The organism is Streptomyces sp. NPDC042364 (genome assembly GCF_056437585.1).
Window position 1 is genome coordinate 236,142 of sequence record NZ_JBWKAJ010000005.1, and the last position, 24,798, is coordinate 260,939.

The window sequence follows — 24,798 nt, forward strand, 5'->3', positions numbered from 1 at the left end:
GGGCGTCAGTGGGCGATGTCCTCGTAGCCCTCGATCTCCCGGGGGCTGCGGGGGCCGGGGCCGATGTAGCGGGCGGAGGGGCGGACGAGGCGCCCGGTGCGCTTCTGTTCGAGGATGTGGGCGGACCAGCCGGCCGTGCGGGCGCAGGTGAACATCGAGGTGAACATGTGCGCCGGGACCTCGGCGAAGTCGAGGACGATGGCGGCCCAGAACTCGACGTTGGTGGCGAGGACGCGGTCGGGGCGGCGGGCGTGGAGTTCGGCGAGGGCCGCCTTCTCCAGGGCTTCGGCGACCTCGAAGCGGGGGGCGCCGAGATCACGGGCGGTGCGGCGCAGGACCCGGGCGCGGGGGTCCTCGGCACGGTAGACGCGGTGGCCGAAGCCCATGAGGCGTTCGCCCTTGTCGAGGGCGCGCTTGACGTAGGCGTCGGCGTCGCCGGTGCGTTCGATCTCCTCGATCATGCCGAGGACTCGGGAGGGGGCGCCGCCGTGGAGGGGGCCGGACATGGCTCCCACGGCGCCGGAGAGGGCGGCGGCCACGTCCGCGCCGGTGGACGCGATGACCCGGGCGGTGAAGGTGGACGCGTTCATGCCGTGCTCGGCCGCGCTCGTCCAGTACGCGTCGACGGCGGCGACGTGCTTGGGGTCGGGCTCGCCGCGCCAGCGGATCATGAAGCGTTCGACGACGGAGTGGGCCTTGTCGATCTCGCGCTGCGGGACCATGGGCAGGCCCTGGCCGCGGGCCGACTGGGCGACGTAGGACAGGGCCATGACGGCGGCGCGGGCGAGGTCCTCGCGGGCCTGTTCCTCGTCGATGTCGAGGAGGGGTTTGAGGCCCCAGACGGGGGCGAGCATGGCGAGGGCGGACTGGACGTCGACCCGGATGTCGCCGGAGTGGACGGGGATGGGGAAGGGTTCGGCGGGGGGCAGGCCGGGGCGGAAGGCTCCGTCGACGAGCAGGCCCCAGACGTTGCCGAAGGAGACATGGCCGACGAGGTCCTCGATGTCGACGCCGCGGTAGCGGAGGGCGCCGCCTTCCTTGTCCGGTTCGGCGATCTCCGTCTCGAACGCGACGACTCCTTCGAGACCCGGTACGAAGTCGGACATCAGGCGGCTCCTCGTGATGTGGTCGACAGGGGTTCGGCTGTTCGGGGGTCCATCCAAATGTTCCTGCACGATACGCCTGAGTGCCATCTTTGGGGAGAGCATGCGGCACTCAGTGCCATTACCGGGCGGGAGGGCTGTCGGTCGGCGGGGGGTCGGTGCGATACGGCAGGATGACCATGTGAACGATCCCGGTCTGGAGCCCGTGCCCGATCCCGCTGCGATGCGCAAGCAGTACCGGGCCGAGGGGCTCGACGAGAGCGAGCTGTCCGTCGGTCCGATGGAGCAGTTCGGACGGTGGTTCCTGGAGGCCGCGCAGGAGGGCGGGCTGTTCGAGCCGAACGCGATGGTGGTGTCGACGGCGGACGCGGAGGGGCGCCCGAGTTCTCGTACGGTGCTGCTGAAGGCGTACGACGAGCAGGGCTTCGTCTTCTACACGAACTACGACTCCCGCAAGGCGCGCGATCTGGCGGAGAACCCCTATGTGTCGCTGGTCTTCCCGTGGCATGCGATCGCCCGGCAGGTGACCGTGACGGGGACGGCGCGGCGGACGGGCCGGGACGAGACGGCGGCGTACTTCCGGTCGCGGCCGCACGGGTCGCAGCTGGGGGCGTGGGCGAGCGCGCAGTCCTCGGTGATCTCCTCGCGGGCCGAGCTGGACGCGGCGTACGCGGAGCTGAACGACCGGTATCCGGAGGGCGAGCAGGTGCCGGTGCCGCCGCACTGGGGCGGGTTCCGGGTGGCGCCGCAGAGTGTCGAGTTCTGGCAGGGGCGGTACAACCGGCTGCACGACCGGTTGCGGTACGTGGCGCGACCGGACGGGTCGTGGCGGGTGGAGCGGCTCAGCCCGTAGGGCGGCTCGGCCCGAAGGGGCTGAGCCCGTAGGGGCGTGGCTCAGTCCAGGGCCTCGTCCAGGAGGGCGGCCCACTGGGCGACGACCTTGTCGCGGCGGCCGGTGTCGTCGGTGAGGAGGTTGGCGAGGCCGAGGCCGCGGGCCATGTCGAGCACGCCTTGGACGGTTTCGCGGACGCCGGGGACGGTCTCGTCGGCGCGCAGGAGGTCGACGGCGATGCGGTGGCTCTCGCGGCCGACGCGGGCTTCGAGTTCGGTGACGCGGGGGCGGAGCTGGTCCTCGTTGGAGGCGGCGACCCAGAGGTGGAGGGCGGCCCGGAACAGCGGGCCGGTGTAGAGGTCGACGAGGGCGGCGACGACGGCGCGGCGGTCGGCGGGGCCGTGGGGGAAGAGGTCGCGCAGGGCGAGGGAGCGTTCCTCGGCGACGTATTCGACGGCGGCGGTGAAGAGGTCCTCGCGGGTGCGGAAGTGGTGCTGGGCGGCGCCCCGTGAGACGCCGGCGCGTTCGGCGACGACGGAGACGGTGGAGCCGGCCCAGCCGTGTTCGGCGAGGCAGGAGACGGCGGCTTCGAGGAGCCGTTTGCGGGTGACGCGGCTGCGGTCCTGCTTGGGGCCGCGGTCGGCCACGGCGGTGGTGTCCGCGGGCGTGGGGTCCCTGTCCGCCGTGGTGTCCGCGGGGTCCGCCGTGGTGTCCGTCGCCGTCGCTGTGTCCTTGGACGTGTCCGTCGATGTATCCGCCGTGCTCACAGCACCCATCCCGGTTCTCGTCTTTCGAGGAAGGCCGTCATGCCCTCACGGGCGTCGTCGGAGTCGAACAGCCGGGACGAGAGCCGGGTCAGTTCGCCCGCGTCCAGGTCGAAGTTCTCCAGCACCTTAGCCGTGAGCAGGCGTTTCGTCTCCGCCAGGGCCCTCGGGGCGGCTCTGCGCAGTCCGTCGAGGACGGGTTCGAGTACGGCGTCGACATCGGGTCCTGTGGCGGTGAGCAGGCCGATGCGGGCGGCCTCGGCGGGGCCGAACCGTTCGCCGGTGAGGTAGTGGCGGGCGAGGGCACGGGGGTCGGTGCGGGGGCGCAGGGTGAGGGAGATGACGGCGGGGGCGACGCCGATGCGGACCTCGGTGAAGGCGAAGGTGGCGTCGGGGCCTGCGGCGGTGATGTCGCAGGCGCCGAGGAGGCCGAGGCCGCCGGCGCGGACATGGCCGGTGACGCGGGCCACGACCGGTTTGGGGAGGTCGAGGATCTCGCGGAGCAGTCCGACGAGGGCTTCGGGCCGGGGCGGCCGGCGCAGGTCGGCGCCGGCGCAGAAGGTGGTGCCGGTGTGGGTGAGCAGGACGGCGCGGGTGGCGTCGTCCTTGCCGCAGTGGGCGAGGGCTTCGGACAGTTCGCGCACGAGGTCGGCGGAGAGGGCGTTGCGGTTGGCCGGGGAGTCGAGGGTGAGGGTGGTGACGCCGCGGTGGTGGGCGGTGCGTACGAGGGGTCCGGGTGTGTCCGTCACAGGCGCTCCCTGAGTTCTCGGCGGAGGATCTTCCCGGAGGCCGCGCGGGGGACGCCGTCGATGAAGGTGACGCGGCGGACGCGTTTGTAGGGGGCGACGCGTTCGGCGACGTACATCATGACCTCGCCCTCGGAGAGTCCGGTGGCGGTGGGGTGGCGGACGACGAAGGCGTGCGGGACCTCGTTGCCGTCGGCGTCGTAGTGGCCGATGACGGCGGCGTCGGCGATGCCGGGGTGGGTGATGAGGAGGGCTTCGAGTTCGGCGGGGGCGACCTGGAAGCCCTTGTACTTGATGAGTTCCTTGACGCGGTCGACGACGTGGAGCCAGCCGTCGGCGTCGCAGTACGCGATGTCGCCGGTGGCGAGCCAGCCGTCGGCGTCGATCATGGCGGCGGTGGCGTCGGGGCGGCCGAGGTAGCCCTTCATGACCTGGGGGCCGCGGATGAGGACCTCGCCGGGTTCGCCGACGGGGACGTCCTTGGCCGGGTCGTCGAGGGAGACGATGCGCATCTCGGTGCCGGCGATGAGTTTGCCGACGGTGCCGGGGGGTGCGTCGGCGGCCTGGTCGAGAGGGACCAGGTGGGAGCAGGGGGAGAGTTCCGTCATGCCGTAGCCCTGGACGACGGGCGGCAGGCCGAGGCGGGCGGAGCAGGCGGCGGCGAGCCGGGCGTCGAGGGGCGCGGCGGCGGAGAGCACGTGCCGGACCGAGGAGAGGTCGTACCGCTCGGCGGCGGGGTGCTTGGCCAGGGCGAGGACGATGGGCGGCGCCACGTAGAGGTGGGTGATGCGGTGCTTCTCGATGGCGGCCAGGTAGACCTCCAGGTCGAAGCGGGTCAGGACGACGACGGTGGCGCCGCGGCGGAGCGGGGCGTTCATCAGGGCGGTGAGGCCGTAGATGTGGAAGAACGGCAGCACGGCGAGGACGCGGTCGCCGGGGGCGGCGGGCATGACCGGTTCGAGCTGGGCGAGGTTGGTGGCGATGGACCGGTGGGTGAGCATGACGCCCTTGGGGGCACCGGTCGTGCCGGACGAGTACGGCAGCACGGCGAGGTCGCTCACCGGGTCGATGTCGACGGCCGGTTCGGGGGCGGCGGTGGCGAGCAGGTCGATGAGGGAGCGGTGGCCGGGGGCGCTGTCGCAGACGAGGATCTCCCGGATGCCGCCGGCGCGTTCGGCTGCGGTGCGGGCGGTGTCGAGGAGGGGCGAGACCGTGATGATCCAGCGGGCGCCCGAGTCGCGGAGCTGCCTGGCGAGTTCGTCGGCGGTGGCGAGGGGGTGCGCGGTGGTGACGGTGGCCCCGGCGCGGGTGGCGGCGTAGAACGCGGTCGGGTAGGCGATGGTGTTGGGGCTGTGCAGGGCGAGGACGTCGCCCTTGCGCAGGCCGGCCTCGGTGAGGGCGGCGGCGAGCCGCCGGTGGAAGAGGTCGAGCTGCCCGTAGGTGAGGGTGGTGCCGTCGGCGCCGTCGATCAGCGCGGGGGTGTCGCCGTGGTCGGCGGCGTGGCCGAGGACGGCTTCGTGGATGGGCAGGTCGACGGGCTGGATGTCTGCGTACTCGCTGCGGAACATGGTTCCTCCTGGCAGTACGGCTGTTGTCGGCTGCCGCGTGCGCGGCTCGGGGTCCGGCGTCCGCCGGTGACCACCTCGGGGCGTGTCGATGGCCGGGTGCGGGTGCGGGCGGCTCCGGGGAGCGGCTCAGTAGGACTTGGGCAGGCCGAGGGTCTGGTGGGAGACGTAGTTGAGGATCATCTCCCGGCTGACGGGGGCGATCCGGGACACACGTGAGGCGGTGATCAGCGAGGCGAGGCCGAACTCGCGGGTGAGGCCGTTGCCGCCGAGGGTGTGGACGGACTGGTCGACGGCCTTCACACAGGCCTCGCCGGCGGCGTACTTCGCCATGTTGGCGGCCTCGCCCGCGGCCACGTCGTCTCCGCTGTCGTAGAGGTGGGCCGCCTTCTGCATCATCAGGCGGGCCAGTTCGACTTCGATGTGGGACTGGGCGAGGGGGTGGGCGATGGCCTGGTGGGCGCCGATGGGCCGGCTCCACACGGTGCGTTCGCGGGCGTACTCGACGGCGCGGGCGAGGGCGTACCGGGCCATGCCGATGGCGAACGCGGCGGTCATGATGCGTTCGGGGTTGAGGCCGGCGAACAGCTGGAGCAGACCGGCGTTCTCGTCGCCGACGAGGGCGTCGCCGGGGAGCCTGAGGTCGTCGAAGGTCAGCTCGAACTGCCACTCGGAGGCCCGGAGTTCCATGTCGATGCGCCGGTACTCGAAGCCGGGGGTGTCCCGGGGGACGATGAACAGGCAGGGTTTGAGGGAGCCGGTGCGGGCGTCCTCGGTGCGGCCGACGATGAGGGTGGCGTCGGCCTTGTCGACGCCGGAGATGAAGACCTTGCGGCCGGTGAGCAGCCAGTCGGCGCCGTCGCGGCGGGCCGTGGTGGTGATGCGGTGGCTGTTGGAACCGGCGTCGGGTTCGGTGATGCCGAAGGCCATGGTGCGGGTGCCGTCCGCCAGGGCGGGCAGCCATTCGGTCTTCTGGGCGTCGGTGCCGAAGCGGGCGATGACCGTGCCGCAGATGGCGGGGGACACGACCATCATGAGCAGGGGGCAGCCGGCGGCGGCGAGTTCCTCCAGGACGATGGAGAGTTCGTAGATGCCGCCGCCGCCCCCGCCGTGTGCCTCCGGCAGGTTGACGCCGAGGTAGCCGAGCTTGGCGGCCTCGGACCAGAGGGCCTCGGGGGCGAAGTCGCGGCCGTGGCGTTTGCCGAGGGCGGCTACGGCGGCACGTAGGGCTTGGTGTTCTTCGGATTCGATCACTGGGGACATGAAGGGCTCCTAAGGGGGTGGGTGCGTCGGCCGAGTGGAGTGTGCGGGTGCGTGGGGGCTGGTCGCGCAGTTCCCCGGGCCCCTAGCTGGGGTCGTCCTCGACCACGGCCAGGAGGGTGCCCGGTTCCACCTGGTCGCCCACGGCCACGTTCAGGCTGGTCAAAGTGCCTGTGGCCGGGGCGGTGATCCGGTGTTCCATCTTCATTGCCTCCAGCCAGAGGAGGGGCTGGCCGGCCTCCACGGGGGTGCCCTGGCTCAGGCCCTCCGCGAGGCGGACGACCGTGCCGGGCATGGGGGCCAGGAGGGAACCGGCGGCCTGGGTCGTGGTGGGGTCGGGGAAGCGGGGCAGGGCCTTGAGCTGGGTGGAGTTGACGTAGCGGGTGTCGCCGTAGCGGGTCACCTGGAACGTCCTGCGGATGCCGTCGGCCTCCAGCACGACCTGGTCGGCGTCGGCACGGACGACCGTCACGCCGTCGGCGTCCAGGCCCCCACGGATGTGACGGTACGTCACCTCGTGCTCCTGTCCGGCCAGTTCGTAGCGCCTGGTGTGGGGCCGGGAGGGGAGGTTGCGCCAGCCGCCGAAGCGGGGATCTCCGTGGGCGCGCGCGTCGGCGAGGGCGGCGGCCAGGGGGGCGTGCGGGTCGGGGGCGGGGGCGGTGAGGTCGGGCAGATGGCGGTCGTAGAAGGCCGTGGTCATGCGGGCCGTCGTGAACTCCTCGTGCCGCAGGGAGTGGACCAGCAGGGCGCGGTTGGTGGTGGGGCCGTGGATGGTCGCACGGTCCAGGGCGCCGGCCAGCTTGCGGACGGCCTCGGCGCGGGTGGGGGCGTGGGCGACGACCTTGGCGATCATCGGGTCGTAGTGGACGCCGATCTCGTCGCCGTCGGTGTAGCCGGTGTCGAGGCGCACGTCGTCCGGGACGGCCAGCCGGTGCAGGGCGCCGGTCTGGGGGGTCCAGCCGGTGGCGGGGTCCTCGGCGTAGAGGCGGGCCTCGACCGCGTGGCCGTGCGCGGCCGGGGGTTCGGGGGGCAGGGCGGCGCCCTCGGCGACGCGGAGCTGTTCGGCGACCAGGTCAAGGCCGAACACCGCCTCCGTCACCGGGTGTTCCACCTGGAGGCGGGTGTTCATCTCCAGGAAGTGGGCGCGGCCGTCGGCGACGAGGAACTCGACGGTTCCGGCGCCGACGTAGGAGACGGCGTGCGCGGCGCGTACGGCGAGGGTGCGCAGCTCGGCTTCGAGGTGCGCCGGGAGACCGGGGGCGGGGGCCTCCTCGATGACCTTCTGGTGGCGGCGCTGGAGGGAGCAGTCGCGGGTGCCGAGGGCCCAGACGGTGCCGTGGGTGTCGGCGAGGATCTGCACCTCGACGTGGCGGCCGTCCTCGACGTAGGGCTCGATGAACACCTCGCCGTCGCCGAAGGCGCTGGTGGCCTCGGCGCGGGCGGCCTCCAGGGCGGCGTCGAGGTCGTCGAGGCGGCGGACGACGCGCATGCCGCGGCCACCGCCGCCCGCGGCGGCCTTCACCAGGACCGGGAGGTCGGCCTCCGTGACCTCGGTGAGGGGGGTGAGGCCCATGAGCTGCTTGGCGCGGGTCTTCGACGCCATGGCCTCGATCGCCTCGGGCGGGGGGCCGATCCAGGTGAGGCCGGCGTCGAGGACGGCGCGGGCGAAGTCGGCGTTCTCCGAGAGGAAGCCGTAGCCGGGGTGGACGGCGTCGGCGCCGGCGGCGAGGGCGGCCTTCACCACGAGGTCGCCGCGGAGGTAGGTGTCGGCGGGGGCCGCGCCCGGGAGGCGTACGGCCTCGTCGGCGTCGCGGGTGTGGAGGGCGGTGGCGTCGGCGTCGGAGTGGACGGCGACGGTGCGGATGCCCATCCCGCGGCAGGTGCGGAAGATCCGGCAGGCGATCTCGCCCCGGTTGGCGACGAGCACTGAAGTGATCACGTGGTCCCTCACATCCGGAAGACGCCGAAGCCGCCGCGCGCGCCCTCGTAGGGGGCGGTGTGGATGGCCGACAGGCAGAGGCCGAGGACGGTGCGGGTGTCGCGCGGGTCGATGACGCCGTCGTCGTACAGCCGCCCGGACAGGAACATGGGCAGCGACTCGGACTCGATCTGCTGCTCCACCATGGCGCGCAGCGCGGCGTCGGCGTCCTCGTCGTAGGGGTGCCCCTTGGCGGCGGCCGACTGGCGGGCGACGATCGACAGGACGCCGGCGAGCTGCTGCGGGCCCATGACGGCGGACTTGGCGCTGGGCCAGGCGAAGAGGAAGCGGGGGTCGTAGGCGCGGCCGCACATGCCGTAGTGGCCGGCGCCGTAGGAGGCGCCGAGGAGGACCGACAGGTGCGGGACCTTCGAGTTGCTGACCGCGTTGATCATCATGGCGCCGTGTTTGATGATGCCGCCCTGCTCGTACTCCTTGCCGACCATGTAGCCGGTGGTGTTGTGGAGGAACAGCAGCGGGATGTCGCGCTGGTTGGCGAGCTGGATGAACTGGGCGGCCTTCTGCGACTCCGCGCTGAACAGGACCCCTTGGGCGTTGGCGAGGATCCCGACGGGATAGCCGTGGAGGGTGGCCCAGCCGGTGGTGAGGCTGGGGCCGTAGAGCGGCTTGAACTCGTCGAAGTCGGAGGCGTCGACGATCCGGGCGATGACCTCGCGGGGGTCGAAGGGCACCTTCGGGTCGGCCGGGACGATACCCAGCAGGTCCTCCGCGTCGTACTTCGGGGGCTCGGCGGGTCCGGGGTCGGGGTGGGCCTTGCGGTGGTTGAGGCGGGCGACGACGCGGCGGGCCTGGCGCAGGGCGTCGTGCTCGTCGACGGCGAACTGGTCGGCGAGGCCCGACACGCGCGCGTGCATCTCGGCACCGCCGAGGGACTCGTCGTCGCTCTCCTCGCCGGTGGCCATCTTCACCAGCGGCGGGCCGCCGAGGAACACCTTCGCCCGCTCCTTGACCATGATCACGTGGTCGGACATGCCGGGGACGTAGGCGCCGCCCGCGGTGGAGTTGCCGAAGACGACGGCGATGGTGGGGATGCCGGCGGCGGACAGCCGCGTGAGGTCGCGGAAGATGGCGCCGCCCGGGATGAAGATCTCCTTCTGGGAGGGCAGGTCGGCGCCGCCGGACTCGACGAGGCTGATGCAGGGCAGCCGGTTGGCGAGGGCGATGTCGTTGGCGCGCAGGGCCTTCTTCAGGGACCAGGGGTTGGAGGCGCCGCCGCGTACGGTCGGGTCGTTGGCGGTGATCAGGCACTCCACGCCCTCGACGACGCCGATGCCGGTGACGAGGGAGGCGCCCACCGCGTAGTCGCTGCCCCAGGCGGCCAGCGGGGACAGTTCCAGGAAGGGCGTGTCCGGGTCGAGGAGCAGCTCGATGCGTTCGCGGGCGAGGAGCTTGCCCCGCCCCCGGTGCCGGGCGACGTACTTCTCGCCGCCGCCCGCGAGGGCCTTGGCGTGCTCGGCGTCGAGTTCGGCGAGCTTGGCGAGCATGGCCTCGCGGTTCGCGGTGTGGTCGGAGGCGCTCGGGTCGACGGCGGAGGCGAGGACGGTCACCGGTGCGCCTCCGGCGGGGCGGGGCGGACCTCCGGCGGGGCGGCGGGCTCCGGCGGGGCGGCGGGCTCCGGCGGGGCGGGGCGGCGGGCGGTCACAGGAGTACCTCCGGGATGTCCAGGTGGCGGGAGCGAAGCCATTCGCCGAGGGCCTTGGCCTGCGGGTCGAACCGGTGCTGGGAGGCGACGCCCGCGCCGAGGATGCCCTCGACGACGAAGTTCAGGGCGCGCAGCCCGGGCAGCGGGTGGCGGGTGACGGGCAGGTCGGCGGTCTCCGGGAGGAGCGCGCGCAGCCGGTCGGTGGTGAGGGTGTGGGCGAGCCAACGCCAGGCGTCGTCGCCGCGGGCCCACAGTCCGATGTTGGCGTTGCCGCCCTTGTCGCCGCTGCGGGCCCCGGCGACCAGCCCGAGGGGCGCGCGACGGGTCGGGAGCCCGGCGGGGAGGGGCTCGGGCAGGGGCGGTTCCTCTACGGGGTGCGGTACGAGGGTGTCGTGCGGCGGGGGTACGGGGACCCGGCGGCCGTCGTGCAGGACGGCGGTGTGCTCCACCGCCCCCTGGTCGACGTACCCGGCGTCGAAGACCCCGTAGGGGGCGCCCTTTCCGGGCGGTTGCAGCACATGGAAGCCGGGATAGCTGGCGAGGGCCAGTTCGATGGCGGCACCGCTGAGGGCGCGGCCGACGGCCTCGGGGTCGGGGTCCCGTACGACGAGCCGGAGCAGTGCGCTGGCGGTCTCCTCGGTGGGGGCGTCGGGGTGGTCGGTCCGCGCCAGCTCCCAACGCACCTCTTCCGGAGGCGACTTGGCGAGAGCATCCGTCATCTGGGCCTTCACGACGGCGGCCTTCGCCTCGATGTCGAGGCCGGTCAGGACGAAGGCGACCTCGTTGCGGAAGCCGCCGAGCCGGTTGAGGCCGACCTTGAGGGTGGGGGGCGGGGCCTCGCCGCGTACGCCCTGGATGCGGACCCGGTCGGGGCCGTCCTGGGTGAGCCCCACGGTGTCGAGGCGGGCGGTGACATCGGGTCCGGCGTAGCGGGCGCCGGCCGTCTCGTACAGCAGCTGGGCGGTGACGGTGCCGGTGTCGACGAAGCCGCCGGTGCCGGGGTGCTTGGTGATGACGCTGCTGCCGTCCTCGTGGAGTTCGGCGAGCGGGAAGCCGGGGCGGCGGATGTCGCCGTCGGCGAAGAAGGCGTAGTTGCCGCCGGTGGCCTGGGTCCCGCACTCCAGCACGTGCCCGGCGACGACGGCGCCCGCGAGGCGGTCGTACTCCGTGGGCCCCCAGCCGAAGTGGGCGGCGGCGGGCCCGGTGACCAGCGCGGCGTCGGTGACCCGGCCGGTGACGACGATGTCGGCGCCCTCCCGCAGACAGGCCGCGATGCCGAAACCGCCGAGGTAGGCGTGGGCGGCGAGGCTGCCGGGGTGCCGGGCGGTGAGGTCGTCGCCCTCGACGTGCGCGACCCGGACGGGGATGCCGAGCCGGTCGGCCAACGCCCGTACGGCGTCGGCGAGTCCGGCGGGGTTGAGGCCACCGGCGTTGGTGACGATGCGGACGCCGCGCTCGTGGGCGAGGCCCAGGCACTCCTCCAGTTGGCGCAGGAACGTCCGGGCGTACCCGGCGGTCGGGTCCTTCAGCCGGTCGCGGCCGAGGATGAGCATGGTCAGCTCGGCGAGGTAGTCGCCGGTGAGGACGTCGAGGTCGCCGCCGGTGAGCATCTCGCGCAGGGCGTCGAAGCGGTCGCCGTAGAACCCGGAGGCGTTGCCGATGCGCAGGACGGTCATCGCGCCACCTCCCCCGGTGCTCGCCCTCGCCCCGGCAGGCCCGCGAAGGCCTGGGCGATGTCCAGCCAGCGGTCGGCGTCGGCGCCCTCGGCGCGCAGCGCGAGGTCGGCGCGGTGGGCGCGCTGCGTGACGAGGAGGCAGAAGTCGAGGGCGGGGCCGGTGACCCGCTCGGTGGCGTCCTCGGGGCCATAGGCCCACAACGCGCCGGAGGGGGCGGTGAGTTCGACGCGGAACTCCTCGAAGGGCGGGGTCAGTGAGTGCACCCCGAAGGAGAAGTCTCGGGTGCGGACGCCGAGCCGGGCGACATGGCGGAGCCGGTCGGTGGGGGCACGGGTCACGCCCAGCGCGTCGGCGACGTCCTGGCCGTGGGCCCAGGTCTCCATCAGCCGCGCGCTCGCCATGGAGGCGGTCGCCATGGGCGGCCCGAACCACGGGTACCGCGCGCCGTCGGGGGCGGCGCGCAGCGCGCCCTCCAGGGCTTCGCGCCCGGCCCGCCAGTCCGCGAGCAGCTGGTGCGGCGGTTTGCCCGCGCCCTCCTCGGCCCCGTTGTCCACGAAGTCGCCGGGCTGGGTCAGCGCGTTCTCCACCTCGTGGGCGAATGCCTCCTGGTCGGTGACGGCGAGCACCGCGGCACGGTCGGTCCAGGTGAGGTGGGCGATCTGGTGGGCGATCGTCCAGCGCGGCGCGGGGGTCGCGAGCGCCCACCGTTCCGCGGGCAACTCGGCGACGAGGGAGTCGAGTTCATCGCTCTCGGCGCGTAGGTCGTCGATGACGGGCGTCGGGTCGGCCATGGAGGGGAGGATGACAGGCCCCCCATAAACAAGCAAGCATGCTTGCATTTTTGGTCCCGGGTTGCGGTCGCGGACCGAGGGAACCGACGATAAGTAAGCCCCAAAAATGATTTACACCCCTGTCTTGGTCCATTAGCCTGGACCGCGCAGTCATTCATACTGAACGCAGCTCATCCTCCCTCTCCGCTCCCTGGACGGCTCCCGTGACACTCCCCAGCGCTGACCGGCCCGGATCTGCGACCTCCTCCGCGTCCGCTCCCGCCACGGCGACGGCGCCGCAGGCCCCGCCCGGGGTCGGAGGCCCGGCCGCGCCCTCGGCGAGCCGTCGCGGGCTCGGTTCGCTCGGGCCCGTCGGGCTGGTGCTGGCCGGTGGCGTGTCGGTGCAGTTCGGCGGGGCGCTGGCGGTGACGCTGATGCCCCGCGCCGGGGCACTCGGGGTGGTGACGCTGCGGCTGGCGGTGGCCGCGCTCGTGCTGCTCGTGGTGTGCCGCCCCCGGCTGCGCGGGCACTCGCGCGCCGACTGGGGCACCGTCGTGGCCTTCGGCGTCACCATGGCCGCGATGAACGGCCTCTTCTACCAGTCCCTCGCCCGCATCCCCCTCGGCCCGGCCGTCACGCTGGAGGTACTGGGCCCGCTGGCGCTGTCCGTCATCGCGTCCCGCCGTGCGGTGAACCTCGTGTGGGCCGGGCTCGCCCTGTGCGGGGTGTTCCTGCTCGGCGGCGGGGGCGGCGGCTTCGGCGACCTCGACCCGGTCGGCGTGGCGTTCGCCCTGTCCGCCGGGGCGATGTGGGCGGCGTACATCGTCTTCAGTGCCCGTACGGGGCGGCGGTTCCCGCAGGCCGACGGGCTGGCGCTGGCCATGGTGGTCGCCGCGGTGCTGTTCCTGCCGCTCGGCGTGGTGGAGTCCGGCACCCGGCTCCTCGACCCGACGACCCTGGCCCTGGGCGCCGCCGTCGCCGTACTGTCCTCCGTCCTCCCCTACACCCTCGAACTCCTCGCGCTGCGCCGGCTGCCCTCCTCCACCTTCGCCGTCCTCATGAGCCTGGAGCCCGCGCTCGCGGCGGCCGCCGGCTTCCTCGTCCTCGACCAGGCGCTGTCCGCGCCCGAGTCCCTCGCGATCGCGCTGGTGATCGGCGCGAGCATGGGGGCGGTACGGACGCAGGTGGGGCGGGGGAAGTCGCGGCCTACGCGGTGAGCGCTGCCGCGGGCCGTCCGGACACGCAGTGCGTCTTGGAGCTCGGAGACTGAACAGCAGAACCTGACGGGAAACGCGAACAGCGCGGGGGTGAGCGGTGTCTCAACGCCACGGCGTTGCTATGCAACGAGGTGCATAGCAGGATCGTGTCCATGGCGCTCGAGCACGCGATTCTCGTCTCCCTGCTGGAGAAGCCGGGCTCCGGCTATGAGCTGGCCCGGCGGTTCGAACGGTCCATCGGGTACTTCTGGACCGCCACCCACCAGCAGATCTACCGCGTACTCAAGCGGATGGAGAGCGACGGCTGGGTCGACGTCCGGGAGGTCCCGCAGTACGGGCGTCCGGACAAGAAGGAGTACTCCGTCGCGGGGCCCGGACGGGACGCGCTCTCCGTGTGGCTCCACGAACCGACCGAGCCCGACAGCGTCCGGCACGACCTCGCGGTGAAGATCCGCGGCGCCGCGTTCGACGACCCGGCCGCCCTGATCCGTGAGGTGGAGCGACACCGGCAGGCGCACACGGACCGCCTGGAGCACTATCTCGCGGGCGCGGCCCGCGACTTCGGGGACCCTCCGGCGGACGGCCCGCTCGATGCCGAACGGGAACTCCAGCACGTCGTGCTGCGCGGCGGCATCGCGTACGAGCGCATGATGATCGCCTGGCTCGACGACGTCCTCGCCACACTCGCGGGCTTCTCCCCCGGTCACTGACCGGCCGAGCCGGCCCCAGGACGTAACCCCCGGTCACGCCTCCCGACATGGCCCCAGGACATGACCCGAGGAGATGGCCCCAGGACATGACCCGGGACATGCGTCCGTACCCACCCTCACCTCTCAGCCGAAAGGCGGCACTCATGGCCGACGCGCTGCTCTTCAACCCGCGGACCTACGACCCCGCGCACTTCGACCCGGAGACCCGCAGACTGCTGCGCGCCACCGTCGACTGGTTCGAGCAGCGGGGCAAGCGCCGGCTGATCGAGGACTACCGGACCCGTGCCTGGCTCGGTGACTTCCTCGCCTTCGCCGCCGAGGAAGGGCTCTTCGCGACGTTCCTCACGCCCGCCTCCGTCGCCGCGGAGGGCGAGGGCGACAAGCGCTGGGACACCGCCCGCATCGCCGCCCTCAACGAGATACTCGGCTTCTACGGCCTCGACTACTGGTACGCCTGGCAGGTCACCATCCTCGGACTCGGTCCGGTCTGGCAGAGCGACAACGCCGCCGCCCGTGCCCGCGCCGCCGAACTGCTCTCGCAGGGCGAGGTGTTCGCCTTCGGCCTGTCCGAGAAGGCGCACGGTGCCGACATCTACTCCACCGACATGCTCCTGGAGCCCGACGGCAGGGGTGGTTTCCGGGCCACCGGCTCCAAGTACTACATCGGCAACGGCAACGCCGCCGGGCTCGTCTCGGTCTTCGGCCGCCGCACCGACGTCGAGGGCCCCGACGGCTACGTCTTCTTCGCCGCGGACAGCCGTCACCCGGCGTACCACCTGGTGAAGAACGTCGTCGACTCGTCGAAGTTCGTCAGCGAGTTCCGCCTCGAGGACTACCCCGTGGCGCCGGACGACGTCCTGCACACCGGCCGCGCCGCCTTCGACGCCGCCCTCAACACCGTCAACGTGGGCAAGTTCAACCTGTGCACCGCCTCGATCGGCATCTGCGAGCACGCGATGTACGAGGCCGTCACCCACGCGCAGAACCGCATTCTGTACGGCCGCCCCGTCACCGCCTTCCCGCACGTGCGGCGGGAGTTGACCGACGCCTACGTCCGGCTCGTCGGGATGAAGCTGTTCAGCGACCGCGCCGTCGACTACTTCCGCACCGCAGGCCCGGACGACCGCCGCTACCTCCTCTTCAACCCGATGACGAAGATGAAGGTGACCACCGAGGGCGAGAAGGTCATCGACCTGATGTGGGACGTCATCGCCGCCAAGGGCTTCGAAAAGGACAACTACTTCGCCCAGGCCGCCGTCGAGATCCGCGGCCTGCCGAAGCTGGAGGGCACCGTCCACGTCAACCTGGCACTGATCCTCAAGTTCATGCGCAACCACCTCCTCGACCCGGTCGCGTACGAGCCCGTCCCGACCCGCCTCGACGCGGCCGACGACACCTTCCTCTTCCGCCAGGGGCCGGCCCGCGGTCTCGGCTCGGTGCGCTTCCACGACTGGCGGCCGGCCTTCGACACGTACGCCCACCTGCCCAACGTCGCCCGGTTCCGCGAACAGGCGGACGCGCTCTGCGAGTTCGTACTCAAGGCCGCGCCCGACGAGAAGCAGAGCCGGGACCTCGACCTGCTCCTCGCCGTCGGGCAGCTCTTCGCGCTCGTCGTCCACGGGCAGCTGGTCCTGGAGCAGGCAGCCCTGTCGGACCTCGACGAGGACGTGCTCGACGAGCTGTTCGCCGTCCTCGTGCGGGACTTCTCCACCCATGCCGTGGAACTGCACGGCAAGGACTCCGCGACCGAGCAGCAGCAGCTCTGGGCGCTCGGCGCGGTCCGGCGCCCGGTCGTCGACGCGGCGCGTTCGGAGCGGGTCTGGCAGCGCGTGGAGGCGCTTTCGGGGGCGTACGAGATGATGCCCTGATGCCCTGATGCCCTGATGCCTTGGCGCACACCCGCGGAGTACGGTGGCCACCACCCCGTACTCCGCGGTGCGTGGGGACGAGCCGTCGGACGGGGGTGCCGTTGTGCCGGAGGTCGAGTTGTCGGCCGGGACGATCGACTACCAGGACACCGGCGGGGGCGGGCCGGTGCTGGTGTTCGGCCACGGGCTGCCGATGAACGGGACGCAGTGGCGCAAGGTCGTACCGCTGCTGGACGGGTACCGCTGTGTGCTGCCCACTCTTCCGCTCGGTGGTCACCGGCGGCCGATGAGACCGGACGCGGACCTGTCCCACCGGGGCGTCGCGCGGCTGCTGGGCGAGTTCGTGGAGCGGCTGGGACTGGAAGACGTGACCCTGGTCCTCAACGACTGGGGTGGCGGCCAGTTCCTGGTGACGGAGGAACAGGGCCACAGGGTCGGGCGGCTGGTGCTGGTGGCGTGCGAGGCGTTCGACAACTTCCCGCCGGGACCGGCCAAGGCCGTGGCCAAGGTGTGCAAGGTGCCCGGCGGGGTCTGGCTGCTCACCCGGCTGATGCGGGTCCCCGCGTTCCGCGACAACCGCAACGGGTACGGCGGGATGAGCCTGCGCGGCATCCCGGACGAGATCATCGCCGAGTGGTTCGGCCCCGCGACCCGCAGCAAAGCCATCCGCCGGGACTTCGCCAGGTTCGCCACATCGGCGCCCGGGCGGGCCGTCCTGCTGGAGTGGAGCGAGGAACTGCGGCACTTCGACCGTCCCGTCCTGGTCGTGTGGGCCACGGAGGACCGCCTGATGCCGCGCGAGCACGGCCCCCGGCTGGCCGAGCTCTACCCGAAGGGCCGGCTGATCGAGATCGAGGACTCCTCCACACTCGTACCGGAGGACCAGCCGGCACGGCTCGCCGAGGCGATCAGGGACTTCGTCGGGGAGACGGGGGCGGGGCGCGACGCTTGAGCGTTCCTCTACGTGGTGCGGACCATGTATCCGAGTGGAACCACTGAGGCGATGGACGGGGCCGACCGTGCCGCCTGTTGTATAACCGGGCGATGATCCACCACGTCGTGTCACTCGAAGCCTGGAACGCCCGGCCCGATCAGCCCTACGCTCCCGACTCGCTCGCCGAGGAGGGGTTCGTGCACTGTTCGCCCGACGAGGCGACGACCCTGGCCGTCGTCAACGCGTTCTACCGGGACTCGCCCAAGCCGTTGCACGTGCTCATGCTCGACGAGGAACGGCTCGACGCCCGCGTGGAGTTCGAGGCCGCGGCGCCCGCCCCGCCGCCGGGTGTCGGCGACGATGTCCTGTTCCCCCATGTGTTCGGGCCGCTCAACCGGGACGCCGTGGTGGGCGTCCAGGAAGTCGTGTGGGACGCGGAGGGGTGGGCGACGGGCCTCAGGGACGTGTAGGGCGGCGCCGGGACCGAGTCGCCCTGCGAGCTCCTCACCCCTGGGGACGCCGGGCGCCCGGTCAGCGGCGGATGAGGCCGAGGCCGGTGGCGGTGGCGACGGCGGCGGTGCGTGAGTCGACGTCGAGCTTGGCGTAGATGCGGGCCAGGTGGGACTTGACGGTGCCCTCGGTCAGATGGAGCCGGGCGCCGACGGCCTGGTTGGACAGCCCCTCGGCGACCAGGGCGAGGACCTCGGTCTCGCGCCGGGTCAGGGTGGTGCCGGGGGTGCGCAGCCGGTTCATCAGCCGGTGGGCGACCGTGGGCGCCAGTGTGGTGCGTCCGGCGGCCGCGGTGCGTACGGCGGCGGCCAGGTCCTCGGGAGGGGCGTCCTTGAGGAGGTAGCCGGTGGCGCCGGCCTCGATGGCGGGCAGGGTGTCCGCGTCGGAGTCGTAGGTGGTGACGATCAGCACGCGGGGGGCTCCCGGCCGGGCGGTGATCCGGGCGGTGGCCTCGGCCCCGCCCATGCCCCCGCCGAACTGCAGGTCCATCAGGACGACGTCGATGTCGCCCTCGGCGGCGCGGGTGACGGCGTCCTCGGCGGTGGCGGCCTCGGCCATGACGACGACGCCGGGCTCGGTTTCCAGCACGGCGCGCAGTCCGGCCCGTACGACGGGGTGGTCGTCGGCCAGGAGCAGGCGGATGGGGGTGTCGTCGGTCATGGGCGGACCTCGGTCTCGGGCTCGTTCTCGGGCTCGTTCTCGGGCGGCGGAGTCAGGGGCAGCCGGGCGGTCAGGGCGGTGCCGTGGCCGGGAGCGGACACGACGGTGAGGGTGCCGCCGAGGGCGTGGGCGCGGGCCCGCATGGCGGCCAGCCCGAACCCGCCGGCCTCGGGGTCGGGAGCGGGCAGGCCGGCGGGGTCGAAGCCGCGTCCGTCGTCGACGACGTCGAGGGCGACGTGGTCACCCTGGTAGCCGAGGGTGACGTCGGCGGTGGTGGCCTCGGCGTGGTGGACGGTGTTCGCCAGGGCGGACTGGGCGATGCGCAGCAGGGCGACCTCGTGCGCGGTCGCCAGGGGGGCGGGGGCGCCGGTGAGGTGGAGGCGTGCGGTGAGCCGGTGCCGGGCGGAGATGGTGGCGCACAGCCGTTCCAGGGCACCGGCCAGGGTGGTGCCTTCCAGTGTGGGCGGGGTGAGAGCGGCGACGAAGCGGCGGGCCTCGGCGAGGTTGTCGACGGCGGCCTGGCGTGCCTGCTCGACGTGGCGGGCGGCGTTCTGCGGCGCGTGGGGCAGGGCCCGTTCGGCGGCGCGCAGCAGCAGTTGGATGCTGGACAGGCCCTGGGCGAGGGTGTCGTGGATCTCGCGGGCCAGGCGGTCGCGTTCGGCCAGGACACCGGCGGTGTGCTGGGCGGCGGCCAGGTCGGCGCGGGTGGCCGTGAGTTCCTCGATCAGGCGGCGGCGGTGTTCGCTCTCCCGGTACAGCGCCTGGTACCCCCACACCACCGCGACGGCCACGGCGGCGCCGAGCGCCGGACCGATGGCCATGGCCGGGCTGAAGGAGTGCTGGTGGGCGGCGAAGCCCGCGACGGCCGCCGCCGCGGTGGCGGTCACCGCCGCCCGTCCGGCGCGGCGGGGCAGCAGGTGCAGCTGGAGGAAGTACAGCGGGAAGGCCACCCACACGGCGTCGGGGGTCAGGGCCAGCAGCACCAGCCAGCAGGCGCCCACGGCGGCCAGCCACAGCGCGGCGGCCCGCCGCGAGCGGCGCACGCCCGGCAGCACGGGCCCGACCGCGTACACCGCACCGCACGCCGCTGCCGCCGCGACGATCAACCCGGCGTGGGGCCGGCCGCCGGTCACGGCCCGGCCGGCGGCCAGCGCGAGCAGGCCGATGACCAGCAGGTGCAGGCACCAGGCCAGGGCGCGGGGGGTCGGGGTCAGGGCGGGGGCGGCGGCGTTCACAGTGCGTCCCAGGGTACGGAGGCGGGCACCCCCGGGGCCTCCATCGAAAGGTACAACTCCCGCGCCGTCCTTCGGCCCGCGAGGTGCCGTCGCACGCCGGACGCGCACCCGGGGAGCCGTCCGCCACGGTGGGGTCGTACCGCTTCCGCCGTCGGAAAGGACGGGCCCCGGCCGTGTTCGTCGCCTGGAGAGACCTGAAGTTCGCCAAGGGGCGCTTCGCCCTGATGGGGACCGTGATCGTGCTGATCACCCTGCTGGTCGGACTGCTGTCCGGGCTGACGGCCGGACTGGGCCGGCAGAACATCTCCGCGATCACGGGACTGCCCGCCGACAAGATCGCCTTCCAGGCCCCCGGAGGCGGTCAGGACCTGTCGTACTCCCACTCCACCGTCACCCGGCAGCAGTGGCAGCGGTGGTCCGGCGCGCCCGGCGTCGAGAGCGCCGAACCCCTGGGGATCAGCACGGCCGGCGCCACCGCCGGGGACAGGAACACCGCCGTCTCGGCCTTCGGCGTCGAGCCCGGCTCCCCCCTCGCCCCCGACGGCGACAAGATCAGCGACAGCGCGGTGGTGCTGTCCACCCCGGCCGCCGACGACCTCGGCGTGCGGGCCGGCGACTCACTCACCCTGGCGGGACAGCAGCTCAAGGTGGCCGCCGTCGAGGGCGACGCCTCCTTCAGCCACACCCCCGTCGTGTGGACCAGCCTGGACGTATGGCAGCGGACCGCCCCGCCCACCGGCGGCGGCCGGGGCCCGAGGGCCACCGTCATCGCCCTGAACACCACCTCCGGGACCGATGTGCGGGCCACCGACCTCCGGGCCGGCACCAGGACGGTGTCCCTCGAGGACTCGCTGTCCGCGATCGGCTCCTACACCTCCGAGAACGGCTCCCTGCAGCTGATGCGCGGCTTCCTGTTCGCCATCTCCGCCCTCGTCGTCGGGGCCTTCTTCACCGTCTGGACCATCCAGCGCGGCGGCGACGTCGCCGTGCTGAAGGCCCTGGGCGCCTCCACCGCCTGCCTTCTCCGGGACGCCCTCGGCCAGGCCGTCGTCCTGCTGGCCGGCGGCACCCTGCTCGGCACCGGCATCGCCGCCGCCCTGGGCGCCCTGATCTCCGGCTCCGCCGTGCCGTTCCTGCTCACTCCGTCCACCCTCCTGCTCCCGGCGGCCGTGATGATCCTGCTCGGTGCCCTCGGGGCGGCCCTCTCCATCCGCCGCATCACCTCCGTCGACCCGCTGACCGCCCTGGGGAGCGCCCGATGAGCCTGCGCCTGACCGACATCACCCTCACCTACCCCGACGGTGACACCCGCCTGACCGCCCTCGACCAGGTCAGCCTGGAGGTTCCCGGAGGCAGCCTGACCGCCGTCGTCGGCCCCTCCGGCTCCGGCAAGTCCAGCCTGCTGGCCGTCGCCGCCACCCTCGTCACGCCCGACGCCGGCACCGTCACCGTCGACGGCACCGCCACCACCGGCATGACCCGCGGAGAACTCACCGCACTGCGCCGCCACACGATCGGCATCGTCTTCCAGCAGCCCAACCTGGTGCCCTCCCTCACCGCCGCAGAACAACTCCAGGTCATGGCCCGGATCGACGGCCGCAGACCGCGCACCGCCCGGAACCGGGCGATGGAGTTCCTCGACGCCGTCGGCCTGGCCGACCAGGCCGACCGTCGCCCCCACCAGCTCTCCGGCGGCCAGCGCCAGCGCGTCAACATCGCCCGCGCCCTGATGAACGACCCCACGGTCCTCCTGGTCGACGAACCCACCAGCGCCCTCGACCACGAACGCGGCGCCGCCGTCGTCGACCTCATCGCCCGCCTCACCCGACAGCAGGCCACCGCCACCGTCCTGGTCACCCACGACCGCACCCACCTGACCGCCGTCGACCGGATCGCCGAAGTCCACGACGGGCGCCTGCGCCTTCCGGCCCGCACCCGTGACTCGGCACCACCCGCGCGTACCGGCGGCGCCCCGACCGCACCGTGAGCTGCGCGTCCGCGCCCTCGCGGGACTCGGCAGGGCCGCGGCGCCTGCTCAGTGCTCAGCGCCTCCGCCGTGCCCTTCTCCGCGCCCTCCTGGGCTGTCGTGGGCCGCTGCGGGTTCCGGGTTCCGGGTCAGTGCTTCCGCCAGGGCCTCCGCCAGATGCGACCCCCGCCTCCCCGCCAGTTGGGCGAGCTGTGTCCGGCAGGAGAACCCGTCCGCCAGGACCACCGCGTCGTCGGCCGCCCCCCTCACCGCCGGGAGGAGCTGCTCCTCGGCGCAGGCGACGGACACGTCGTAGTGGCCCCGCTCGAAGCCGAAGTTGCCGGCGAGTCCGCAGCAGCCGCCGCTGAGGTCGCCGGTGAGACCGGCGGCGGCGCGGAGGCGGCGGTCGGGGGCGTCGCCCAGTACCGCGTGCTGGTGGCAGTGGGTCTGGCCGACCACCGGGCGGTCGAGGACGGGCGGGGTCCAACCGGGGGCGTACCGCTCCAGGGCCTCGGCGAACGTGACGACGGAGGCGGCCACCCTGGCGGCCCGGGGGTCGTCGGGGAGGAGTTCGGGCAGGTCAGAGCGGAGCGTCGCCGCGCAGCTCGGTTCGAGGACGACGAGGGGCGGGTCCGGCAGCCCTCCGGAGGCGGGCACGAGGAAGGGGTCCAGCAGGTCCAGGGTGCGGCGCAGCACCGCGCGGGCCTGGTCGAGCTGGCCCGTCGAGATGTACGTCAGGCCGCAGCAGAGCCTGCCCCGGCGCATCGTGAACAGGGTCCGGGCCGGACTCCGCCGGGTGAGGGCGGACCGGGTGAGGGCGGACCGGGTGAGGGCGGCCTCCTCGCCCGCCTCCGTCCGTTTCAGCCAGGGCGGTTTCCGCCTCGTCCTGGGCGTCGGCGGCACGATCACCCGGAGTCCGGCCGCCTCCAGCACCCGGAGCGCGGCCTGCCCCACGGACGGGGAGAGGTACTCCGTGAACGTGTCGGTCCACAGCAACACCGTGGTCGGCGGCGCGCACCGGCCGTCGCCGCCCCCACTGCCGTCCGCGCCGCCCCGCCCCCTGGCCCACCCCCGGTACCACCGGGAGAACGGCACCGTCGCCGGCCTCGGCAGCTCCCGCTCCCCCGCGATCCCGCCCACCCGTTTCGCCAGGGCAGCCAAAGGGCCCACCCCGGACAGGGCGTTGACGAGGCGGGCCGTGCGGGTGCGGGCGATCAGGCCGAGCCACACCGGTAGCCGGCCCATGGTGTAGTGGGCGGCCGGGCGGCGGCGGCCCGCGTAGTGGTGGTGGAGGAACTCCGCCTTGTACGTGGCCATGTCGACGCCGACGGGGCAGTCCGAACGGCAGCCCTTGCAGGAGAGGCAGAGGTCCAGCGCGTCCCGCACCTCGGGCGAGCGCCAGCCGCCGGTGACCACCTCGCCGGCCAGCATCTCGTGCAGGAGGCGGGCCCGGCCGCGGGTGGAGTGCTCCTCCTCACCGGTCGCGCGGAAGGAAGGGCACATGACCGCGCCGGAGCCCTGACCCACCTCCGTCGTACGGCATTTGGCGACGCCCACGCAGCGCCGTACGGCCGCCGTGAAGTCACCGCCGTCCTCCGGGTATCCGAACACGACCGGCACCGGTTCGCGGGGCAGCGGGGCGAAGCGCAGGTTGGTGTCCAGGGGGGCCGGGCGGACGAGCATGCCGGGGTTGAGGAGGTCGTCGGGGTCCCAGAGGGCCTTGGCGCGCTCGAACAGCGCGATCATCTCGGGGCCGTACATCCTCGGGAGCAGTTCGGCCCGCGCCTGGCCGTCGCCGTGTTCCCCGGAGAGCGAGCCGCCGTGGGCGACGACCAGTTCGGCCAGGTCCTCCGAGAAGCGGCGGAAGCGGGCGATGCCGGGGCCGGTCAGGAGGTCGAAGTCGATGCGGACGTGGATGCAGCCGTCGCCGAAGTGGCCGTAGGGCGTGCCGCGCAGGGCGTGGGCGCGGAGGAGGCCGCGGAAGTCCCGGAGGTACGCGCCGAGCCGGGCGGGCGGGACCGCGCAGTCCTCCCAGCCCGGCCATGCCTCGCTGCCGTCGGGCATCCGGGTCGCCGTACCGCTGGCGTCCTCGCGGACACGCCACAGGGCGCGCTGCGCGGCGGGGTCGGTGACCACCAGCGCGTCGGCCGCGTCCGCCGCGCGCACGATCGCGGCGGCGTGCGCCCGCGCCTCGGCGGCCGTGTCCCCGCCCGTCTCGACGAACAGCCACGCCCCGCCCGCCGGCAGCCCGGGCGTGCCCGGCGGTACGAGGTCCGCCGCCATGCCCTCCACGGTCAGCGGGCCGTGCGGCAGCAGCGCGGGGGCCGCCTCGGCCGCCGCGCTCTCGTCGGCGTACGCCAGGACGGCGAGGGCGCGTGCACGGGGCGCCTCGACGAGTCGTACGACCGCCTCCGTGAGGACGCCGAGGGTGCCCTCGGAGCCGCAGAAGGCGCGAGCGGTGTTCGCGCGCTGCTCGGGGAGCAGGGCGTCGAGGGCGTACCCGGAGATACGGCGCGGGAGGTCGGGGAAGCCGGTGCGCAGCAGCGCCAACTCGCGCTCCACCAGCGCCCGGAGACCGTCCGGGGCACCCGACCAGCCCTGTCCGAGCCGACGGGCGCCGCCCCTCCCGTCGAGCACCGACAGGTCGCGGACGCTGTCGGCGGTGGTGCCCCAGGCCACCGAGTGGGAGCCGCAGGAGTTGTTGCCGATCATGCCGCCGAGGGTGCAGCGGCCGTGGGTGGAGGGGTCGGGGCCGAAGCGGAGGCCGTGCGGGGCGGCGGCCTCCTGGAGGCGGTCCAGGACGAGGCCCGGCTGGACCACGGCGGTGCGTGCCTCGGGGTCCAGGGAGACCAGGCGGTTCATATGGCGGGTGAAGTCCAGGACGACGCCCGTGCCCGTGGCCTGACCGGCGATCGACGTGCCGCCGCCGCGCGCCACCACCGGCACGCCGTGCTCCCGGCACACCGACAGGACGGCCGCCACGTCGTCCGCGTCCCGTGGCGCGACCACACCGAGCGGCACGCGCCGGTAGTTGGACGCGTCCATGGTCATCAGTGCCCGCGCGGTCGCGTCGAAAGCGACCTCGCCGCGCACGGCCGCCGTCAGCGCCGCCCGCAACCCGGCCGCCGCGCGCGACACCGGCGAGCGCGACTCCGGCGAGCGCGACTCCGAGGCGCGCTCCGACGCGCGCTGCTCCGCCGTCGGCCGTGCCCCGGCCGCGGGCGCTCCGGCCGCCGCCCCGGACCGCGCTTCCGCTCGCGTCTCCCCTGGACCTTCCATCCCTCCAGCATGCATCCGACCACCGACAGTGACCACATGGTGACGACGGAGCGGCCTCCGGA

Annotated in this window: 20 protein-coding genes; 8 read left to right on the forward strand and 12 right to left on the reverse strand. The window is 73.4% G+C overall.

Annotated elements, in window-relative coordinates; genetic code table 11:
* Positions 1-5: 5 nt before the first annotated feature.
* Positions 6-1,106, reverse strand: a complete 1,101-nt coding sequence (locus tag AC067N_RS12860; protein ID WP_478678922.1) for a citrate synthase 2 — start codon at positions 1,104-1,106, stop codon at positions 6-8.
* Between the two features lie 220 nt (positions 1,107-1,326).
* Between AC067N_RS12860 and pdxH the strand changes: the two genes are divergently transcribed.
* Positions 1,327-1,956 carry a pyridoxamine 5'-phosphate oxidase gene (gene pdxH, locus AC067N_RS12865; protein ID WP_478679125.1) on the forward strand — a complete coding sequence of 210 codons (630 nt, stop codon included), beginning with the start codon at positions 1,327-1,329 and terminating at the stop codon, positions 1,954-1,956.
* Between the two features lie 41 nt (positions 1,957-1,997).
* Here the strand turns inward: pdxH and AC067N_RS12870 are convergent, their stop codons facing one another.
* From AC067N_RS12870 to AC067N_RS12905, 8 genes are all read right to left on the reverse strand, one after another.
* Positions 1,998-2,582: a TetR/AcrR family transcriptional regulator gene (locus tag AC067N_RS12870; RefSeq protein ID WP_478679126.1), complete on the reverse strand. Its 585-nt coding sequence runs from the start codon at positions 2,580-2,582 to the stop codon at positions 1,998-2,000.
* Positions 2,583-2,698: 116 nt separating this feature from the next.
* A complete protein-coding gene (locus tag AC067N_RS12875) occupies positions 2,699-3,448 on the reverse strand; it encodes an enoyl-CoA hydratase family protein (RefSeq protein WP_478678923.1) in 750 nt (249 codons plus the stop codon).
* Positions 3,445-5,013 (reverse strand): 4-coumarate--CoA ligase family protein, encoded by a 1,569-nt coding sequence (locus AC067N_RS12880; RefSeq protein ID WP_478678924.1) that lies wholly within the window; start codon positions 5,011-5,013, stop codon positions 3,445-3,447. Before AC067N_RS12880 ends, AC067N_RS12875 begins: the two co-directional genes overlap by 4 nt.
* A 126-nt stretch (positions 5,014-5,139) precedes the next feature.
* The gene (locus AC067N_RS12885; RefSeq protein WP_478678925.1) at positions 5,140-6,273 is read right to left on the reverse strand and encodes an acyl-CoA dehydrogenase family protein; all 1,134 of its coding nucleotides are present in this window, start codon (positions 6,271-6,273) and stop codon (positions 5,140-5,142) included.
* Between the two features lie 82 nt (positions 6,274-6,355).
* Positions 6,356-8,209, reverse strand: a complete 1,854-nt coding sequence (locus AC067N_RS12890) for an acetyl/propionyl/methylcrotonyl-CoA carboxylase subunit alpha (protein WP_478678926.1) — start codon at positions 8,207-8,209, stop codon at positions 6,356-6,358.
* A gap of 8 nt (positions 8,210-8,217) precedes the next feature.
* Positions 8,218-9,816 (reverse strand): acyl-CoA carboxylase subunit beta, encoded by a 1,599-nt coding sequence (locus AC067N_RS12895; RefSeq protein WP_478678927.1) that lies wholly within the window; start codon positions 9,814-9,816, stop codon positions 8,218-8,220.
* A 91-nt stretch (positions 9,817-9,907) separates the two neighbouring features.
* Complete coding sequence (locus tag AC067N_RS12900) at positions 9,908-11,587, reverse strand: acyclic terpene utilization AtuA family protein (protein ID WP_478678928.1); 1,680 nt, start codon at positions 11,585-11,587, stop codon at positions 9,908-9,910.
* Positions 11,584-12,378: a TIGR03084 family metal-binding protein gene (locus tag AC067N_RS12905; protein ID WP_478678929.1), complete on the reverse strand. Its 795-nt coding sequence runs from the start codon at positions 12,376-12,378 to the stop codon at positions 11,584-11,586. The genes AC067N_RS12900 and AC067N_RS12905 overlap by 4 nt, the downstream gene beginning before the upstream one ends.
* A 203-nt stretch (positions 12,379-12,581) precedes the next feature.
* On the opposite strand from AC067N_RS12905, the gene AC067N_RS12910 reads away from it, so the two are divergent.
* The 5 genes from AC067N_RS12910 to AC067N_RS12930 all read left to right on the forward strand — a co-directional run bounded on the left by AC067N_RS12910 (position 12,582) and on the right by AC067N_RS12930 (position 17,556).
* Complete coding sequence (locus AC067N_RS12910; RefSeq protein ID WP_478678930.1) at positions 12,582-13,574, forward strand: EamA family transporter; 993 nt, start codon at positions 12,582-12,584, stop codon at positions 13,572-13,574.
* Between the two features lie 152 nt (positions 13,575-13,726).
* Positions 13,727-14,284, forward strand: coding sequence for a PadR family transcriptional regulator (locus AC067N_RS12915; RefSeq protein ID WP_478678931.1), 558 nt, complete (start codon positions 13,727-13,729; stop codon positions 14,282-14,284).
* A gap of 143 nt (positions 14,285-14,427) precedes the next feature.
* On the forward strand, positions 14,428-16,152 hold the full coding sequence (locus tag AC067N_RS12920; RefSeq protein ID WP_478678932.1) for an acyl-CoA dehydrogenase family protein: 1,725 nt from the start codon (positions 14,428-14,430) through the stop codon (positions 16,150-16,152).
* A gap of 103 nt (positions 16,153-16,255) precedes the next feature.
* Positions 16,256-17,104, forward strand: coding sequence for an alpha/beta fold hydrolase (locus AC067N_RS12925; RefSeq protein ID WP_478679127.1), 849 nt, complete (start codon positions 16,256-16,258; stop codon positions 17,102-17,104).
* 92 nt (positions 17,105-17,196) lie between these two features.
* Complete coding sequence (locus AC067N_RS12930; RefSeq protein ID WP_478678933.1) at positions 17,197-17,556, forward strand: DUF952 domain-containing protein; 360 nt, start codon at positions 17,197-17,199, stop codon at positions 17,554-17,556.
* A 61-nt stretch (positions 17,557-17,617) separates the two neighbouring features.
* On the opposite strand, the gene AC067N_RS12935 is transcribed toward AC067N_RS12930, so the two are convergent.
* Entirely contained in the window at positions 17,618-18,256 is a 639-nt protein-coding gene (locus tag AC067N_RS12935; protein WP_478678934.1) for a response regulator, read from the reverse strand.
* A complete protein-coding gene (locus AC067N_RS12940) occupies positions 18,253-19,491 on the reverse strand; it encodes a sensor histidine kinase (protein ID WP_478678935.1) in 1,239 nt (412 codons plus the stop codon). Before AC067N_RS12940 ends, AC067N_RS12935 begins: the two co-directional genes overlap by 4 nt.
* A gap of 173 nt (positions 19,492-19,664) precedes the next feature.
* Between AC067N_RS12940 and AC067N_RS12945 the strand changes: the two genes are divergently transcribed.
* Both AC067N_RS12945 and AC067N_RS12950 read left to right on the forward strand, forming a co-directional pair.
* The gene (locus AC067N_RS12945; RefSeq protein ID WP_478678936.1) at positions 19,665-20,753 is read left to right on the forward strand and encodes an ABC transporter permease; all 1,089 of its coding nucleotides are present in this window, start codon (positions 19,665-19,667) and stop codon (positions 20,751-20,753) included.
* Complete coding sequence (locus AC067N_RS12950) at positions 20,750-21,478, forward strand: ABC transporter ATP-binding protein (RefSeq protein WP_478678937.1); 729 nt, start codon at positions 20,750-20,752, stop codon at positions 21,476-21,478. The genes AC067N_RS12945 and AC067N_RS12950 overlap by 4 nt, the downstream gene beginning before the upstream one ends.
* Positions 21,479-21,526: 48 nt before the next feature.
* Here AC067N_RS12950 and AC067N_RS12955 read toward each other — a convergent pair whose 3' ends face one another.
* Positions 21,527-24,508 carry an FAD-binding and (Fe-S)-binding domain-containing protein gene (locus AC067N_RS12955; protein WP_478679128.1) on the reverse strand — a complete coding sequence of 994 codons (2,982 nt, stop codon included), beginning with the start codon at positions 24,506-24,508 and terminating at the stop codon, positions 21,527-21,529.
* Positions 24,509-24,798: the final 290 nt, after the last annotated feature.

What these genes read in the sequence shown, in the direction of transcription:
- AC067N_RS12860 (WP_478678922.1), bottom strand. Translation starts at nt 1,106, where the DNA reads ATGTCCGACTTCGTACCGGGTCTCGAAGGAGTCGTCGCGTTCGAGACG.
- pdxH (WP_478679125.1), top strand. Translation starts at nt 1,327, where the DNA reads ATGCGCAAGCAGTACCGGGCCGAGGGGCTCGACGAGAGCGAGCTGTCC.
- AC067N_RS12880 (WP_478678924.1), bottom strand. Translation starts at nt 5,013, where the DNA reads ATGTTCCGCAGCGAGTACGCAGACATCCAGCCCGTCGACCTGCCCATC.
- AC067N_RS12885 (WP_478678925.1), bottom strand. Translation starts at nt 6,273, where the DNA reads ATGTCCCCAGTGATCGAATCCGAAGAACACCAAGCCCTACGTGCCGCC.
- AC067N_RS12900 (WP_478678928.1), bottom strand. Translation starts at nt 11,587, where the DNA reads ATGACCGTCCTGCGCATCGGCAACGCCTCCGGGTTCTACGGCGACCGC.
- AC067N_RS12905 (WP_478678929.1), bottom strand. Translation starts at nt 12,378, where the DNA reads ATGGCCGACCCGACGCCCGTCATCGACGACCTACGCGCCGAGAGCGAT.
- AC067N_RS12915 (WP_478678931.1), top strand. Translation starts at nt 13,727, where the DNA reads ATGGCGCTCGAGCACGCGATTCTCGTCTCCCTGCTGGAGAAGCCGGGC.
- AC067N_RS12920 (WP_478678932.1), top strand. Translation starts at nt 14,428, where the DNA reads ATGGCCGACGCGCTGCTCTTCAACCCGCGGACCTACGACCCCGCGCAC.
- AC067N_RS12930 (WP_478678933.1), top strand. Translation starts at nt 17,197, where the DNA reads ATGATCCACCACGTCGTGTCACTCGAAGCCTGGAACGCCCGGCCCGAT.
- AC067N_RS12935 (WP_478678934.1), bottom strand. Translation starts at nt 18,256, where the DNA reads ATGACCGACGACACCCCCATCCGCCTGCTCCTGGCCGACGACCACCCC.
- AC067N_RS12950 (WP_478678937.1), top strand. Translation starts at nt 20,750, where the DNA reads ATGAGCCTGCGCCTGACCGACATCACCCTCACCTACCCCGACGGTGAC.
- AC067N_RS12955 (WP_478679128.1), bottom strand. Translation starts at nt 24,508, where the DNA reads ATGACCATGGACGCGTCCAACTACCGGCGCGTGCCGCTCGGTGTGGTC.